The organism is Paenibacillus sp. sgz302190, from assembly GCF_059820445.1.
In genome coordinates this window covers 40,341-57,098 of record NZ_JBZYAO010000040.1, presented here as the reverse complement: position 1 = coordinate 57,098, position 16,758 = coordinate 40,341, and the positions used below count along the sequence as shown (strand labels likewise).

The following is a 16,758-nucleotide window of genomic DNA, read 5'->3' as shown; positions in this document are numbered from 1 at the left end:
ATTTTTCCATAAATTGCTGAGGATAGTCAAGATGACCATACATCTAAAAGACGAGCCGTCCGGCTCGTCTTTTGTTTCATTTTTTTTCGATTAATCTTGCTTTTAATAGCACCCGGTAAAGGAGCACGGTCGTCTCGGCACGAGTCAATGACTTTTGAGGACGCAGCTCATGTCCATACCCCTTCACCAGACCCTCTTTAATAGCTGTACGCATCGCATCGCGCGCCCAGTCGCCAATTTGATGGCTATCGGCGTAGGCGGTTAAATCCGTTTGCTTACCGGGAGTTATCGAAGCGGCATTGGCCAGTCGCAGTGCTCGAAAGAACGTTACGATCGCTTCTTGGCGCGATACCTCCTGATTTGGACCAAACGTTCCATCTTCGAAGCCATCCATAATTCCGTATTCTTTAACTGCTGCAACAGCGCCGCTGTACCAGCTCGACTTGGCTACGTCCCGGAAAACGGCGTAATCTCCTTTTTCCGGCAAACCCAACGCCCTTGCAAGCAAAGAAGCGAGTTCTGCGCGAGTGATAGCAGTTTCAGGAGCGAATCGGGTTCCATCTACACCATGTACGATCATTCTGCTATTCATATCGCCAATTTCAGCTTGGGCCCAGTGTCCTTGAACGTCTGTTAATTGGGACGGTTTGTATACCAGTACAAAAGCGCTGTTCGAGAAACTGCGAATAACGGCGGCCTGCCGACCATCTACTTTGGTAAATTCCGTCGGCACCGGACGCACATCGGGTTTCCGATCCCAAGCCATGGCCGTTGAAACCGTTCCGACATCCGTCGGCAAGTAAATGATCCTCTCCACATAACGGCTGAAGCTGGAAATCTCTTTTGTCCCGCCATGACGCGTTACATGCACATTAAAATAAATCGGACCCGCCGCCAACCGGAAACCGCCTTTATTTGCCGCATCCTGCAGTCCAAGTATCGCTTCGTCATTGCCACGTTCGATCGTTATTTGAGCTTCCGTATCGTTCGTCCAATCCGATTCCCGGTTTACGATCTCAGAAAGCGGCAGGCGATATTGGCCGTGTTGTGTTTTTAAAGCAATGACAGTTGCTTTCTCAGCAATGAGCGTGACAGCTTTGCCGGGAAGCCGCAGAGTTATTTTGTCCGCCACATCCTCAACCGCAATCGATAGATTCGCTTGAAATGCGGCAGATAACGGGTCAAGCGCTCTGTTTAGAATGTCTGTATCTAATAGAATATCGATGAATTTCAATCCATTCGCATCTATTTGAACCGAGGCTTTCACGGAAACCTTTTTGTCATTTATCGCTATCAGAAGCCAATTGTCCGGAAACGAATCGCTCGAAAGATTTGCAGCGCCTGAAGGACTAGTTGAACCGGAATTGGAACCGGAACCGGGAAGGGAATTGGAGCTTTCGGTTGAACGAATCACGTTGAGGGTATACGTTTTAGTTGAACCGTCTTGAGCTTTGACAATGACCTCGAACGTGTTTTGGCCCGTTACAAGCGGATATTCATTTGTAATCGAATGGCTTGCTGCCTGCAATCCGTTCACATAGACGGCGGAATAAACATCCGAGGTTGTCAGCATCATTTTCAAACCTAATACCGAATGATTTACATTCACCGTATAGTTCGTAATCCCCGGATTAAAATCAAACTTCGCCGCCCCACCCAAGCCTGTAAGCTGCCAGCCGGTCAAGTTCGCATTGCCGCTCAAAGGAACGATGTTCGTAACCTCGATCAGGCTGACGTTCGCATTGCCGGCCGCATCTGCCACATAGACCGAATAAATCCCGTTCTTTTGCACGGTAAAACGGTCCGTGATTTCCACACCCATCTTATCGAAATCGGCGATCGAACGTCTTCCTGCCGCCCATTTGACCGACGAAACGCTATTGAATTCACCGTATACGGATGCAGTAACCGTTATGGTCACACTCCCAAAGGTTGGGCCGGCAGGATCCTCTTGCAGTCGGATACCCGGAGGCTGATCGTAAGTAAACACAATCTCCACGGTTTGATCTAGCGATAGTCCGCTTGCTTCTACTTTTGCAAAATAAACAACGTTCTCCGCTACAGTATTGCTCACCGTGTAGGCAGCTATGCCATCCGCATTGGTTACTCCGTAAACTGCCTGGATGATCGACCGTCCGTTTTTCGCTTGAAGACTCACTCGTTTGTCGGCTAGCGGATGGCCGTCTGCGTCCTTGAGCGTTACAAAGATCGAAGCGGTGCTTTTGCCATCTGCCCGAACGACCAGATCGCTTGCGGTGAGCGTTGAGTGAGATGCGCTCATGTCTCTCTCCATGAACTGAACGCTGGCCGTCGCTGGTATCGCACTGCCGCCGACCGATGCGCTGATCGTCGCGTTGCCGACTGTCGTCGGAGCCGTGAGAGTCGCCGTGTAGGAGCCGTCGGCGTTATCCGACACGGCGCTTAACGTGCCTAACGTCGAGTTGATGACGACCGCCGACCCTCCGGTCGACAAAGCGTGTCCCTGCGCGTCCTTCAACTTGACGGTCACCACCGTCTGGCTTGTCCCGTCAGCGGCAAGCGAAGCGCTGTCCGCATCGACAGTGCTGTTCGCCGCCGACGGCGCGCCCGGCACGAACTGAACGCTGGCCGTCGATGCAATCGCGCTGCCGTCGACCGTTGCGCTGATCGTCGCCGAACCTATCGTCGTCGGAGCCGTGAGCGTCGCCGTATAGGAGCCGTCGGCGTTATCCGACACGGCGCTTAGCGTGCCTAGCGTCGAGTTGATGACGACCGCCGACCCTCCGGTCGACAAAGCATGTCCCTGAGCGTCCTTCAGCTTGACGGTCACCGTCGTCTGGCTTGTCCCGTCGGCGGTAAGCGAAGCGCTGCCCGCATCGACACTGCTGTTCGCCGCCGACGGTGCGCCCGGCAAGAACTGAACGCTCGCCGTCGATGCAATCGCACTGCCGTCGACCGTTGCGCTGAGCGTCGCCGAACCTATCGTCGTCGGAGCCGTGAGCGTCGCCGTATAGGAGCCGTCGGCGTTATCCGACACGGAGCTCAGCGTGCCAAGTGTCGAGTTGATGACGACCGCCGACCCTCCGGTCGACAAAGCATGTCCCTGAGCGTCCTTCAGCTTGACGGTCACCGTCGTCTGGCTTGTCCCGTCAGCGGTAAGCGAAGCGCTGCCCGCATCGACAGTGCTGTCCGCTGCCGACGGCGCGCCCGACATGAACTGAACGCTGGCCGTCGATGCAATCGCACTGCCGTCGACCAATGCGCTGATCGTCGCCGAACCTATCGTCGTCGGAGCCGTGAGCGTCGCCGTATAAGTGCCGTCGGCGTTATCTGACACGGCGCTTAGCGTACCAAGTGTCGAGTTGATGACGACCGCCGACCCTCCGGTTGTCAAAGCATGCCCCTGAGCGTCCTTCAACTTGACGGTCACCGTCGTCTGGCTTGTCCCGTCAGCGGTAAGCGAAGCGCTGCCCGCATCGACAGTGCTGTTCGCCGCCGACGGCGCGCCCGGCACGAACTGAACGCTGGCCGTCGATGCAATCGCGCTGCCGCCGACCGATGCGGTGAGCGTCGCCGTACCTATCGTCGTCGGAGCCGTGAGCGTCGCCGTATAGGAGCCGTCGGCGTTATCCGACACGGCGCTTAGCGTGCCAAGTGTCGAGTTGATGACGACCGCCGACCCTCCGGTCGTCAAAGCATGTCCCTGCGCGTCCTTCAGCTTGACGGTCACCGTCGTCTGGCTTGTCCCGTCAGCGGTAAGCGAAGCATTGCCCGCATCGACAGTGCTGTTCGCCGCCGACGGCGCGCCCGGCACGAACTGAACGCTAGCCGTCGATGCAATCGCGCTGCCGTCGACCGATGCGCTGATCGTCGCCGTACCTATCGTCGTCGGAGCCGTGAGCGTCGCTGTGTAGGAGCCGTCAGCATTATCCGACACGGCGCTTAGCGTGCCAAGTGTCGAGTTGATGACGACCGCCGACCCTCCGGTCGACAAAGCATGCCCCTGAGCGTCCCTCAGCTTGACGGTCACCGTCGTCTGGCTTGTCCCGTCGGCGTTAAGCGAAGCGCTGCCCGCATCGACAGTGCTGTTCGCCGCCGACGGCGCGCCCGGCACGAACTGAACGCTGGCCGTCGATGCAATCATGCTGCCGTCGACCGATGCGCTGATCGTCGCCGTACCTATCGTCGTCGGAGCCGTGAGCGTTGCCGTATAAGTGCCGTCGGCGTTATCCGACACGGCGCTTAACGTGCCTAGCGTCGAGTTGATGACGACCGCCGACCCTCCGGTCGACAAAGCATGTCCCTGAGCGTCCTTCAGCTTGACGGTCACCGTCGTCTGGCTTGTCCCGTCGGCGTTAAGCGAAGCGCTGCCCGCATCGACAGTGCTGTTCGCCGCCGACGGCGCGCCCGGCACGAACTGAACGCTGGCCGTCGATGCAATCATGCTGCCGTCGACCGATGCGCTGATCGTCGCCGTACCTATCGTCGTCGGAGCCGTGAGCGTTGCCGTATAAGTGCCGTCGGCGTTATCCGACACGGCGCTTAACGTGCCTAGCGTCGAATTGATGACGACCGCCGACCCTCCGGTCGACAAAGCATGTCCCTGAGCGTCCTTCAACTTGACGGTCACCGTCGTCTGGCTTGTCCCGTCAGCGGTAAGCGAAGCGCTGCCCGCATCGACAGTGCTGTTCGCTGCCGACGGCGCGCCCGGCACGAACTGAACGCTGGCCGTCGACGCTATCGCACTACCGCCGACCGTTGCGCTAATCGTCGCCGTACCTATCGTCGTCGGAGCCGTGAGCGTCGCCGTATAGGTGCCATTTCTATTGTCCGTCACAGGGCCAAGCGTACCTAACGTCGGAGTGATGGCGACCGCCGACCCTCCGGTCGTCATGGCTCGTCCCTGAGCGTCCTTCAGCTTGACGGTCACCGCCGTCTGACTTGTCCCGTCAGCGGTAAGCGAAGTGCTGCCCGCTTCAACTGAGCTGTTCGCCGCCGACGGCGGGCCCGCCAAGAACTGTACCTTCGCTGTCGACGGTACCGCACTACCGCCGACCGTTGCGGTGATCGTCGCCGTACCGACCGTGGCCGAAGCAGTGATCGTCGCCGTGTAGGTACCGTTATTGTTGTCCGTTACGGGGCCAACCGTCCCCGCCGTCGAAGTGATGGTGACAGGCAGCCCCCCGGTCTTCCAATCGTTGCCCTGCGCATCCTTCAACCTCACGGTAACTGTCGTCTTACTTGTCCCATTGGCTGCGAGACTGGACTGCGCGCTGTAAACCTTACTCTCCTCCAAGGATAACGAATAATCCGGAATCATGTAGGTCCTGAAGGCAAGGTCATATCCCGCAACAAAGGAGTATCCTCGTTTATAAGGATCGCCAGTACTGCCGTACCATTCAAAACCCGTAGTGCTTCCTCCATTTTCCGAGGAAACAACCATTCTATACAACGTAGCTTTCTTCAAATAAGGCGGTGCTCCTGAGAAATCGACCGTTATCCAGCCTGCACTGTACGACGTCAATTGTGCTGTAGCAAGCGGTGTCGCGAGATTATCGTTCTTATAAATACTCACCTTTATTGCGCCGGGCGATCCGGAAATATTATCTATCCATAGATCGATCTTATTGAGCTCGCCCGTAATAGCCGGGGTAAAAGTTTGATGACGGGGGGAATCGCGATTTACTACCCATACATTTCCTGCCTTATTTGCCTGCTCTTGATCTAAAACAGGCGAATCCGCAGCAAATCCATTCCCGCCGGGAGCCACTCCTAAAATAAGCACGAATACAAGAATCCATCGCTTATTTTGATTCGAGCCTTTCATCCATATCCTCCGTTCTTGCCCTCGATGTTACAGACTTTTGCATTTCAATTACCCTCAGCCAAGCCCCCGGTTATTCTCGGAAACACCTCGCGCTTACCGCTGCCATTATTCGACAAAATCAAGCATCTGCGTTCCTCCAAAAGTTTTCCGGCATATTTTTTCGCTCCGCAACACACCCGCTCCCCTCTATATTGTACCGCGTCCAGATCTACGAAAATGTAGTTGGACTTCTGTCAAGATAGAGGGTGCAATCTGAGAGAAAAGCTTTGGGCTATGCGGTGAATCGCACGGATGGCGGCTAAGTGATGAACTTGAAGAACACGACGAAAACCGCAACAAAAAAACTGGGTGATCCCAAGCCCAGTTTTTTTGAAAAATGTTAATTAGTTAGTGGCGGCAAGAGTGATATCATCTGTGTTGTAATTGAGGATGTCTTTATTGCTTTGAATCAAGTTTGGCAAGTTTAAACCGCCACCGCCGTTGATTCCGAATTGGCTGCCAATTTTGTAAGTAGCATAAGTTTTTACAAGATTTCCCGAAGCATCATATTGATAAACGATTGCGGGAATGTTCGGAGAGTGGTCAGAGTAGAGAACTTGACCGTCATGACGAAATACTTGTTTGCCGTCTTTTGCAGCAGAGGTGTCAAATGTTTGTTTATCGACAATAAGAAGGCTGTATTTTGTTCCCGTTTCATTTTGGCCAAACACGTAATATTGAGTCTCCAAATTGACTTTGGAGGCAATAGCGCTATTCAACCATTGCGGAGCCGTTGTTGTACTGGCACTTGCCATACCTGGAAGAACCAACAATAGGATTGCAGTCAGTGCTAAAAATAGATGAGTGATTTTTTTCATACTTTCTCTCCTTTGCCATTTGGGTATGTATGTATCCAAAACAGCTTAGCCATTTTGGTGGGATCACAATTGCCGGATTAAAAACGAATTCAAGAATGATATGAAATAATAATAGGACAAAAGTTGGTAATTTTCGACAGTATTTGTTGTTAGAATGTGTCAAATTATTGGCTTAATTGTCGTCCTTTGTTAAATATTGGCTGTTTTTAAATTATAAATCAGATTATGATCTGTATGCAATGCAAAATTTCACTGCTGTTTAAAGAAATTGAGTTCGCCGGTGTTATTTTTTGCGGAAATCAATTATGCATCGCTTACATTTGCCTTTTGCGTGAGAAAGCATCATCAGGTAATGATGATGCTTTTTTGGTGTCATCTTTACGGTGGAAGTCCCAAGCTGCATATCAAGCAGAAGGGTATTGACTTGGAGTTAACTCCAGAGTGTAAGCTTTTCTATATAACCGGAGAGAGGATTTGATAAATGACATTTAATTTCATTTGTTCATTAAATTGCAGGTGGCTGAATAGGTCAGCGGCCTCACATTTTCCAAGAGAGAAGGAGTAGAGAAATCATGTGCAGAACCCATGTTCTAAGTGTCTCAAATGCTAAAGCGCCATTTGAAAGGACTACTATTGAGCGGAGAGAATTACGACCGGATGACGTCTTAATCGATATTAAGTTTAGTGGTATTTGCCATTCCGATATTCATAGTGCATTCGATGAATGGGGGGGCGGCATGTTCCCGATGGTTCCCGGTCACGAAATTGCAGGTGTCGTGACGGCTGTCGGACCGAAAGTTACGAAATTTGCCGTTGGCGATCGCGTTGGCGTTGGCTGCTTTGTTGATTCCTGCGGAGAATGTGAATATTGTCTTCGCGGCGAGGAGCAATTTTGTACAAAAGGTGTAATCAACACATATAATTCATTGGATTATGACGGCAATCCAACATATGGCGGCTACAGCAAGAAAATCGTTGTAAAGGAAGATTTCGTTGTCCGCATTCCGGACGCACTGGATTTGGATGTTGCAAGCCCGCTTTTGTGTGCCGGCATCACCACGTACTCTCCTTTGAAACAATGGAACGCCGGTCCGGGCAAGAAAGTTGCCATTGTAGGAATGGGCGGGCTTGGCCACCTGGCGGTGCAATATGCGCATGCTCTGGGTGCGGAAGTAACGGTCTTGAGTCAGTCTTTGAACAAGAAAGACGAAGCTCTCGGTTTTGGTGCGGATCATTACTTTGCAACCAGCGATCCCGCTACATTTAGCGAGTTAGCCGGTCGTTTTGACCTTATTTTAAATACCGTGTCTGCAAATCTTGATGTTGATGCGTATTTATCCCTGCTTCGTGTAGACGGAACGCTTGTAAATGTTGGCGCACCAAGCCAACCGGATAAATACCATGTATTTTCCTTAATCATGCGTCGTCGCAGCATTGCCGGTTCACTCGTTGGCGGAATCCGGGAAACGCAAGAAATGCTCGATTTCTCCGCTCAACATGGCATTGCCCCTAAAATTGAGGTAATCCGCGCTGACCAGGTAGACGAAGCTTATGAGCGTGTTCTCCGCAGCGATGTGCGTTACCGATTCGTCATTGACATCTCTACCCTGTAACTTGTAAAGATGCTTTTATCATCTTGAAGCGGCTTTGATGAGAGGTGGGTTGGCCAGTTATTTGGTTAGCCCATCTTTTATTTCCTGAAATTAAGTTTCACGCAATTTAAAAAAGGTGCTTTTTCCTCTTGACTTGGAGTTAGCTCCAAATGCAATAATATCTGATATCAGGAGGTGAAACCGCATGGCGGTGACAATTGCACAAGTAAGTGAAAAATTTGATCTTTCGCAGGATACGCTCCGCTATTATGAACGGATCGGACTGATTCCTCGTGTGAACCGCAATAAAAGCGGAATCAGAGATTATTCGGAAGAAGATTGCAGGTGGGTCGAATTCGTCAAATGTATGCGAGGTGCAGGTCTTTCCATTGAAGTATTGATTGAATATGTCGGGCTGTTTCAACAAGGCGATGAGACCGCTGAGACAAGGAAAGAGCTGTTGATCGAGGAGCGTAAGCAGCTCGCTGAAAGAATGGAAATTATGAAGAAAACATTGGAACGTCTGGACTACAAAATTTCAAGATATGAAGAGACCATAGGCGAAACAGAAAAAAATCTAAAAAGACCGCAGGAATAAAACGGCAATCGATAGCTGCTCTATGAGCTAGTTGACTTTTAATCGAATAAACGTTTATTATAGACTCATGAGACATAAAGACGAAAACAAAAACGAAGCGATCTTTCAAGCGACGATTCAACTGCTGAACGAGATAGGCTTTTCCGATATATCCATGTCCAAGATCGCCAAGCGAGCGAACGTGTCGCCATCGACCATTTATGTGTATTTCGAGAACAAGGAGGACATGCTGGGCAAGCTGTTTTTGAATGTGAGACAAAAAATGAGTTCGACAATGTTTGCGGGAATAGATGAATCCATGCCCGTCAAAGCCGGACTTGAGTTAGTGTTTAGAAACTACATCACGTTTATTTTTGAACATAAAGATGATTTTTTATTCCTTGAACAATTTAGCAATTCACCGCTTGTTGAGAATTTGAATCTGGAAGACGTCGATTTGATGTCCAAGCCGTTTTATAAGCTAGTTGAGAAAGGCAGGGAGCAACTGCTGTTTAAAGATTGCAATGATAGTTTGTTGTTCGTATATATTCAAAATCCGTTATCAGAACTGGCTAAATTGCATTTCAAGGGCGATTTTGAATTTACAGATAAGAATGTGAAGGACTTGGTTCAAATGTGTTGGGATGCCATTAAAGCATAAGTGTGTCCCTCTTTATTTTGATCGTAAATAAACGAACGTTCGATTAAAATTATGTTATCCTCTCTGGAGAATGGATATTACGAAAGGAGGTGACTATGTTCTGAACCCAAACGCAATCTTTGAAACAACTGAAAGGAGTACCTCAAATGACAAAAATCGTTCGCCTGCATGCTTTTGGAGGACCTGAAAATAAGGGGGAAGAGGTTTCAAATGACTGCGATGGCTTCAACCTGTCAAAAGTGTTTATTTCTATTTAAGTTCCTCCGTTTTCCTAAACAAATAGGGAGCGTTATTCCGAGCTCAAAGGCATTGGCGAAAAAGATGGTTTCCTCCATCCCTTGGGATGTGGTGCATCACGCTGCAGAGCTCGGAGCCGGCACAGGGCCCGTTGCCGAAAAAAAGAAATGAACGGCCAGTCGTGTTGATTTGTATTGACTTGGAGTTAACTCCAGAGTGTACGATAGTTTAAATCCATAATTGGGAGGAACAGGAGTGGAGGGAAATTATCAGACGCGCATAGACAAGGCAAAAAAGGCGATAGAAGAGGCTGAATATATGTTGTTAGGCGGTGGGGCAGGCTTATCTGCCGACATGTATTCGTCGGCTTTTTACGCGTTTCGTACACAGGAGGAAAGATGGGCGTACTGGGCCAAACATATCAGCCTCAATCGTTATGAAACAGGCCCTACCAAGCTTTACAAGGATTTATATCGGTTGGTTGAAAACAAAAAATATTTCGTCATTACAACCAATGTCGAAAGCCGGTTTGAGAAGGCGGGATTTTCGCTATACAAAGTATTCGAGCTCCAGGGCAATTGCGGCTACCTGCAATGTGCAAAAGGCTGCCATGACAAGCTGTATCCTAATGAAGGACTGGTAAAGGACATGATTGAGACGACAGTTGATTGTAAAATACCATCCGAGCTCGTTCCCACATGTCCTGGCTGTGGCGGCGAGATGGTTCCAAGAATCAACCGATACTGTGTACACGATGAGAAGTGGGATGAATTAGAAGCGCTGTACAAAGACTTCGTACTGGATTCCGTAGGAAAGAAGAGGGTCTATATGGAGTTGGGTATTGAGCGTGAGAACCTAATCCGATTGAAACAAGATCATCCGGGGAGCTTTGAGGAAAATGAAGAAAGCGCCGTGGCATTCACCGAAGACATGCAAGAGGTTGTATCGGCCTTAATGATCAAGCGTGCTGAATTTGTAAATCCCAACAGGTTCGTTCGGCATGGACAATATTAATCTAACGTGCGCGGTTCACGATGAAGTTATCCAGGCCGGGAACGCTGGGAAATTGGGCCCAATAAAATTGCCCTGCAAGCAGTGAATCCAGGGCTTGCCGCCACTATTCAAACGGCATACGGTCCCTTCGCCGCCGGCATTTTCATTACGGTGTTGCCATAATCATAGAGCACCGGCAAAAAGCAGACCCAAACTGGAGACAGTTTTGGTCTGCTTTTTCTGTTTATAGGCATGATTATTTAATAGCAAGGGTTGACGAAGCAGAGAACTTTTATTATATTATCTATATACCTATACGGGTATATGTAATCGAGGGAGGTGAGCCCCTGTTTCAGGCAGGAATTTTTTTTGTGGTTTTTAATACCCTATGGGGTATATGGGCGGACCTAGTGAAATCCGGATCATAACTTGATTCATGGAGGGATTATTCATGGGAAATATTCATTTGAAGGCTATGCAGGCATCGGAACTTGCTAAAAAAACGATAAACAACGTACCGATTTTTATTCTGGATGTGCGGAATGAAGCGGACTATAACGACTGGAAAATCCAAGGGAATGAAATTGATTCGATCAACGTTCCTTATTTTGATCTTTTGGACGGTGTCGATGCTGTTATTCCCCGGCTTCCGGACGATCGTGAGATTGTGGTCGTGTGTGCGAAAGAAGGTTCTTCCATATTTGTGGCGGAACAGCTGGTGGATCATGGGCAGAACAATGTGTCCTATTTAAAAGGCGGAATGAAGTCATGGAGCGAGCACCTGGAACCTGTAAAAGTAGGCGATCTGAAGAACGGAGGCGAAATTTATCAATTTGTCCGGATCGGTAAAGGCTGCCTTTCTTATATGGTCATTTCAAACGGTGAAGCAGCCGTCATTGATGCCGTCCGGATGACCGGCGTGTTTGAAGATTTTGCCAAGGCTCGTCATGCAAGCATTAAATATACGATCGATACTCATCTTCATGCGGATCATATTTCCGGCGGTCTGCAGCTGGCCGAACAATCAGGAGCTTCCTATTGGCTGCCGCCTAAAGATGCAGATGAAGTTGTGTTCGATTATATGAAGCTTGAAGAAGGAAATGTTCTCACAGTAGGAAATACGGAAATCCACATTCAACCCGTATATTCGCCGGGCCATACCATTGGCAGTACATCCTTGATCGTCGATAATCAGTATTTGCTTTCCGGCGATATTTTATTTGTTCGATCGATTGGGCGTCCCGATTTGGCTGGCAAAGCGGAAGACTGGGTAGCAGACCTCAGAAAAACATTATATGAGCGGTATAAACAATTGCCCGAACATTTGATCGTGCTTCCGGCTCATTTTGGCCGTGTTTCGGAATTGGGTGAGGGCGGCAAAGTTTCGGCGCGGTTAGGTGACTTATATCAAGATAACGATGGATTGAAAATAGCAAACGAATCAGCATTTAGGCGGGCTGTAACCGAAAATCTTCCTCCGCAACCTAATTCTTATGTGCAGATAAGACTTGCCAATATGGGGAAAATTGCGCCCTCGCCGGAAGAACAACGGGAAATGGAAATCGGCCCGAACCGATGCGCAATCCAAGATTAAAAAAGGAGGTTAACCGATGACTAGTTGGCATGCAGACCGCATTTTAGTGTGTGTTGGACTTGCTTGTCCGCTTCCGGTAGTTCAAACCAAGAAAACGATTGAGGAACTGAATCCCGGAGAAGTGCTGGAGATTCGGGCTACCGATAAAGGCTCTATTGCCGATCTTCGGGGGTGGGCCGCTCGTACAGGACATCACTATCTTGGGCTAAATGAAGAGAATGGCGTCATTCATCACTACATTCGCAAGGCCGGCGTATCCGAGACGCATGAAGAAATCAACCATCCGCATACGGCGACGAATTCGGAGGTTCAATCCAAGTTAATGGCTGGAGAACAGCCGATTATCCTTGATGTGCGGGAGGCTTCCGAATATGATTCCGGGCATATCCCCGGCGCAATTTCGATCCCTCTGGGAGATCTGGAAGAAACAATGACCCGGCTGGACCCGGACAAAACGTATTACTTGGTATGCCGCACCGGAAACCGAAGCGATAGGGCCTGCCGGAAGCTTGCGGAAAACGGGTTCAGAAGTGTTATCAATATTTTGCCCGGCATGTCTCAATGGGAACACGAAGTGGAAAAAAACAATCATTTTGCAGGAGGAACAGAAATGGCGCATTTAATTGTCGATGCTAAAGGTCTTGCATGTCCGATGCCGATCGTAAAAGCTAAAAAGGGAATGGCCGCGTTGGAACCCGGACAAATCATGGAACTTCAGACGACCGATAAAGGTTCGATGAAAGATTTTCAGGCATGGGTTCGGCAAACCAAACACGAGCTGATTGAAGCAAAAGAAGAGAACGGAGTATTTACGTTTATAGTGAAAAAATGATAACGATACAGGGGCGTGGGTGAACGAAATGGATTCGGCAAAGGAAAAAACGACGATTGTTCTTTTCAGCGGGGAACTCGACAAAGCGATCGCTGCGTTTATTATAGCTAACGGCGCCGCGGCATATGATCATGAGGTTACGATTTTCTTCACGTTTTGGGGTCTTAACGCACTTCGCAAAGATGAAGCCGTTCAAGTCAAGAAGGGCTGGCTGGAGAACATGCTTGCAAAAATGATGCCTCGCGGCGCCGATAAACTCGGATTGTCCAAAATGAATTTCGGCGGAATAGGCCCCCAAATGATCAAGCACGTCTTGAAAAAACACAATGCGCTGACGCTGCCGCAATTAATTGAACTGGCTCAAGAACAAGGCATCAAGCTGGTAGCCTGTACGATGACGATGGACTTGCTTGGCCTGCAAGCGGAAGAGTTGATGGACGGCATACACTACGCAGGCGTTGCCGCCTATTTGGGTGACGCCTCGGATGCAAGAGTGAATCTGTTTATTTAGTCTCTCCTTGCGCTTCCTCTATATTGTTTTCCGAAGTTACATCGGTAATAATATACCTATACAGGTATGTTGGAAGGAAGGGTTGCTATGAAATATGATGACGATGTAAAAAAAAGGCTAAAACGCGTGGAAGGGCAAATTCGCGGAGTTTTAAAAATGATGGAAGAAGAGCAAGATTGCAAGGATGTGGTCAGTCAAATCTCTGCTGTCAGAAGTGCTGCGGATAAAGCGATTGCCTACATTGTTGCGGTTAATTTGGAGAACTGCATTCGCGAGGAAAAGGAAGCCGGAAGAGATACAAGCAAAATGGTCAGACAAGCGGTCGATTTATTGGTCAAAAGCCGTTAATATTGAAGGCAAAGATGACGTCCCGGGAATCGGGGCGTCATTTTTAGGTTTAGGCTTATGACTTGGACTGGACAACAATTTAGTGTAATAACACCATGTGCTCTATACATACAAATGAGGTAAATTAATGACGGAGGTGATTCCATGTCTATCCTTTTGTGGCCCAATGGCGCGCCGCTGGCGAGAAGTAATAAACCCGCAGATTGCCCGTCAATGACTGCATACTTGTTGAAAAGCGATAGACCAAGCTCCTGCATCATCGTGTGTCCTGGCGGTGGCAATAAATATCTGGCAGAGCCCAAAGAAGGGATGAACATTGCGAAATGGCTGAATGAGATTGGTTTTTCGGCCGTCGTCCTTCATTATCGCGTGGCTCCTTATGACTATCCATGCCCTCTGTTGGACGCGCAACGGGCCATCCGGCTTCTTCGTAACAAAGCGCAAGAATGGAACATTGATCCAACGCGAATAGGCATCATGGGTTTTTCCGCAGGCGGCCATTTGGCCGCTATGGTCGGGACCCGCTACGATGCCGGTACGCCCGATGCCGATGATCCCGTTGAGAGAGAAAGCTCGAAGCCCGATCTGATGATTCTTTGCTATGCGGTGATGCTCTTATCGAACGAAAAGCACGTCACTTCGAAAACACCTCCGGCATTCCTATGGATAACTGAAAATGATAGTAAGGTACCGGTCAAGCACAATTTGCGTTTTGCCTCTGTTCTTAAAGAACATGGGGTGCCGTGCGAAATGCACGTTTTTGAGGGTGGAAGTCACGGTTTAGGGCTCGCAGCAGATCACCCCAGCGCCAAATATTGGACGCAGCGTTGTCAGCGGTGGCTGGAAAAGCAAGGTTTTTCAAATTAGAGAACAATAACGTCCCGCCTTTCGTGGGAAAGGTCGGGACGTTATTCGATTCAAACTACCTTGCGGACGTCATTTCGGATGATTTTTGTGACTGGCCGTATGCATAAAGGAAGCCGATCGCTCCCACAACCAGAGCTGCAATAAAGATAAGCATCAAGTTGCTATAATGAAATGCGGCAGCAACGGTCACAGTCGGAAGGAGAGGGAAGGCGAGCCAAGATTTTGTCAGCAAGCCTCCGACAGCGGCCACGCCAATCCCTTCGCCCAGGAAGCAGGCAAAGTTCAAAAAGCCCATGCCCGAACCGGATTCCTCGGAATCCAAGGCTCCCGCAACGCTGGCGGATACGACGGTTTTCACAAACGAAAGTCCGCCGAATGTCAGAACCATGGCGACGGAAACAAGCCATGGCGTTCGATCCGGGAACAATGAAACGCTCAGAAAACTTGCGCCGATCATGAATAAGCCGACCAACATGGTGAAAACTGTCCCTAACTTATCGACCAACACCCCGCCGACAAATCCGAATAGTACCACACTGACTGTCCCGGGAAACAGGACGCCGACTCCGATAAAACTTGTCGGCAGTTGATAAACTTCTTTCATCATATATGGAACCATGGATACATAACCGGCGACTGTGCCTAACAGCAAGCTTCCCGTGAGCACACCGACAATAAACGTGCGCTTTTCAAACAAATAAGGTTTTATAAAAGGTTGCTCCGCATATCGAATACGCAAGCCAAACGCGATGAGCAACAGCAAAGAAACGGCTAGAAATCCCCATTGGTATACGGTTGTGAACAGCGTAAAAGCTACAATCCCGACACTTAACAAAGAGGCACCGATGATATCGGTCTTTCCTTTTTTTGCAGTTTCGTCAGGCATCGTTCGCATGAAAAAAGGAATCGTGAGAAGCGTCATCATCGGCAGAAGGAACAACATGAACCAATGGAGATATTCGGTTACGAGCCCGCCAATCACAGGGCCGATTCCTTCGCCGCAGGCTACCATCGAACCTATCATGCCAAAAGCTTTTCCTTGGTGTTTCGTATCGATATACCGGGTAATGATGACCACGATCAATGCCGGAACCGCAGATATTCCTGCCCCTTGTATCAATCGGGCCGTCAAGACGCCCGGATACCACGAATGAAATAAAATTCCGATCAAGGAGCCCGCACCGTAGATCCACAGACCGAACAGGAGCAGTTTCTTCACACCATACAAATCGGACAGCTTTCCATACAGTGCAGTACCTATTGCGAACGTAAGGATAAAACTGGTGTTTACCCAATTCGCAGACGAAGGCGCGATGTCAAACTGGGCAGCGATATCCGGCAACGACACATTAAATATGGTCTCATTGAGAACGCTGAAAAACGCAATAAAACTAAGCCAAACGATCGATTTGGAATCGCCGGCCGCCTTGAATAACTTTTTCAATTGGATAGCCCCTTAATCTTTCAAGGGGAATCACGCAGTTTATAGGGCCAATGATGCGAATTCCCCTATTTTTTGTGCCCTTTTCTGCAAGTTGTACCTCATCGTAACGCCTCCCAATTCGAGTAGTCCAGTAAATTATACTATATAATCAGTTCTCGTGGTAAAACATGTGATGCCCGTACTTTCGGTAAGCCGGAGGCTGGGTAAACTTCACAATCGCCAAGCGTCCTTGCTTCTTGAATAAATCGTTTCACATCGCTCATATCATCGCCCCGGCTATAAAATCTTTTGATGTAAAAGTTCCACAATTATACACTAATTCCTGCAAAGTCGTTTCTCAAGGCATTGTTCCGGTCCTTTTCATTCACCGCGGCAACAAAGCAGGGATTCCTCAGTTGTATCTAGAATGTTTTCTCGACCGGAAACCCAGTCGTAGCAT

At 49.2% G+C, this 16,758-nt stretch carries 12 protein-coding genes and 1 pseudogene; 10 read left to right on the top strand and 3 right to left on the bottom strand.

All coding sequences use genetic code 11. The annotated features are described in order from the left end of the window. Positions 1 to 76: 76 nt before the first annotated feature. Complete coding sequence (locus tag AC6RNO_RS30220; RefSeq protein ID WP_497107776.1) at positions 77 to 5,806, bottom strand: invasin domain 3-containing protein; 5,730 nt, start codon at positions 5,804 to 5,806, stop codon at positions 77 to 79. A gap of 383 nt (positions 5,807 to 6,189) precedes the next feature. Further along, entirely contained in the window at positions 6,190 to 6,663 is a 474-nt protein-coding gene (locus tag AC6RNO_RS30215; protein WP_474679942.1) for a hypothetical protein, read from the bottom strand. A gap of 572 nt (positions 6,664 to 7,235) precedes the next feature. Between AC6RNO_RS30215 and AC6RNO_RS30210 the strand changes: the two genes are divergently transcribed. From AC6RNO_RS30210 to AC6RNO_RS30165, 10 genes and pseudogenes are all read left to right on the top strand, one after another. Continuing rightward, positions 7,236 to 8,276, top strand: a complete 1,041-nt coding sequence (locus tag AC6RNO_RS30210) for an alcohol dehydrogenase catalytic domain-containing protein (RefSeq protein ID WP_497107775.1) — start codon at positions 7,236 to 7,238, stop codon at positions 8,274 to 8,276. A gap of 184 nt (positions 8,277 to 8,460) precedes the next feature. Next, positions 8,461 to 8,853, top strand: a complete 393-nt coding sequence (locus AC6RNO_RS30205; RefSeq protein ID WP_474679944.1) for a MerR family transcriptional regulator — start codon at positions 8,461 to 8,463, stop codon at positions 8,851 to 8,853. Between the two features lie 67 nt (positions 8,854 to 8,920). Continuing rightward, positions 8,921 to 9,493, top strand: coding sequence for a TetR family transcriptional regulator (locus AC6RNO_RS30200; protein ID WP_497107774.1), 573 nt, complete (start codon positions 8,921 to 8,923; stop codon positions 9,491 to 9,493). A gap of 492 nt (positions 9,494 to 9,985) precedes the next feature. Next, entirely contained in the window at positions 9,986 to 10,744 is a 759-nt protein-coding gene (locus AC6RNO_RS30195) for an SIR2 family NAD-dependent protein deacylase (protein ID WP_497107773.1), read from the top strand. A gap of 439 nt (positions 10,745 to 11,183) precedes the next feature. Further along, positions 11,184 to 12,317 carry a rhodanese-like domain-containing protein gene (locus AC6RNO_RS30190; protein WP_497107789.1) on the top strand — a complete coding sequence of 378 codons (1,134 nt, stop codon included), beginning with the start codon at positions 11,184 to 11,186 and terminating at the stop codon, positions 12,315 to 12,317. A 16-nt stretch (positions 12,318 to 12,333) separates the two neighbouring features. Then, positions 12,334 to 12,900, top strand: a pseudogene (locus tag AC6RNO_RS30185) (sulfurtransferase TusA family protein); the annotation flags it as partial. Positions 12,901 to 12,927: 27 nt separating this feature from the next. Further along, on the top strand, positions 12,928 to 13,149 hold the full coding sequence (locus tag AC6RNO_RS30180) for a sulfurtransferase TusA family protein (protein ID WP_488435361.1): 222 nt from the start codon (positions 12,928 to 12,930) through the stop codon (positions 13,147 to 13,149). Positions 13,150 to 13,177: 28 nt separating this feature from the next. Next, positions 13,178 to 13,660: a DsrE/DsrF/DrsH-like family protein gene (locus AC6RNO_RS30175; RefSeq protein ID WP_497107788.1), complete on the top strand. Its 483-nt coding sequence runs from the start codon at positions 13,178 to 13,180 to the stop codon at positions 13,658 to 13,660. A gap of 87 nt (positions 13,661 to 13,747) precedes the next feature. Further along, positions 13,748 to 14,008: a metal-sensitive transcriptional regulator gene (locus AC6RNO_RS30170; protein ID WP_474679952.1), complete on the top strand. Its 261-nt coding sequence runs from the start codon at positions 13,748 to 13,750 to the stop codon at positions 14,006 to 14,008. A 144-nt stretch (positions 14,009 to 14,152) separates the two neighbouring features. Next, entirely contained in the window at positions 14,153 to 14,875 is a 723-nt protein-coding gene (locus tag AC6RNO_RS30165; protein ID WP_497107772.1) for an alpha/beta hydrolase fold domain-containing protein, read from the top strand. Between the two features lie 55 nt (positions 14,876 to 14,930). Here AC6RNO_RS30165 and AC6RNO_RS30160 read toward each other — a convergent pair whose 3' ends face one another. Further along, complete coding sequence (locus AC6RNO_RS30160) at positions 14,931 to 16,319, bottom strand: MFS transporter (RefSeq protein ID WP_497107771.1); 1,389 nt, start codon at positions 16,317 to 16,319, stop codon at positions 14,931 to 14,933. Positions 16,320 to 16,758: the final 439 nt, after the last annotated feature.

Excerpts from the sequence above, each read along its gene's own strand:
- AC6RNO_RS30220 (WP_497107776.1), bottom strand. The coding sequence starts at position 5,806 with ATGAAAGGCTCGAATCAAAATAAGCGATGGATTCTTGTATTCGTGCTT.
- AC6RNO_RS30215 (WP_474679942.1), bottom strand. The coding sequence starts at position 6,663 with ATGAAAAAAATCACTCATCTATTTTTAGCACTGACTGCAATCCTATTG.
- AC6RNO_RS30210 (WP_497107775.1), top strand. The coding sequence starts at position 7,236 with ATGTGCAGAACCCATGTTCTAAGTGTCTCAAATGCTAAAGCGCCATTT.
- AC6RNO_RS30205 (WP_474679944.1), top strand. The coding sequence starts at position 8,461 with ATGGCGGTGACAATTGCACAAGTAAGTGAAAAATTTGATCTTTCGCAG.
- AC6RNO_RS30200 (WP_497107774.1), top strand. The coding sequence starts at position 8,921 with ATGAGACATAAAGACGAAAACAAAAACGAAGCGATCTTTCAAGCGACG.
- AC6RNO_RS30180 (WP_488435361.1), top strand. The coding sequence starts at position 12,928 with ATGGCGCATTTAATTGTCGATGCTAAAGGTCTTGCATGTCCGATGCCG.
- AC6RNO_RS30175 (WP_497107788.1), top strand. The coding sequence starts at position 13,178 with ATGGATTCGGCAAAGGAAAAAACGACGATTGTTCTTTTCAGCGGGGAA.
- AC6RNO_RS30170 (WP_474679952.1), top strand. The coding sequence starts at position 13,748 with ATGAAATATGATGACGATGTAAAAAAAAGGCTAAAACGCGTGGAAGGG.
- AC6RNO_RS30165 (WP_497107772.1), top strand. The coding sequence starts at position 14,153 with ATGTCTATCCTTTTGTGGCCCAATGGCGCGCCGCTGGCGAGAAGTAAT.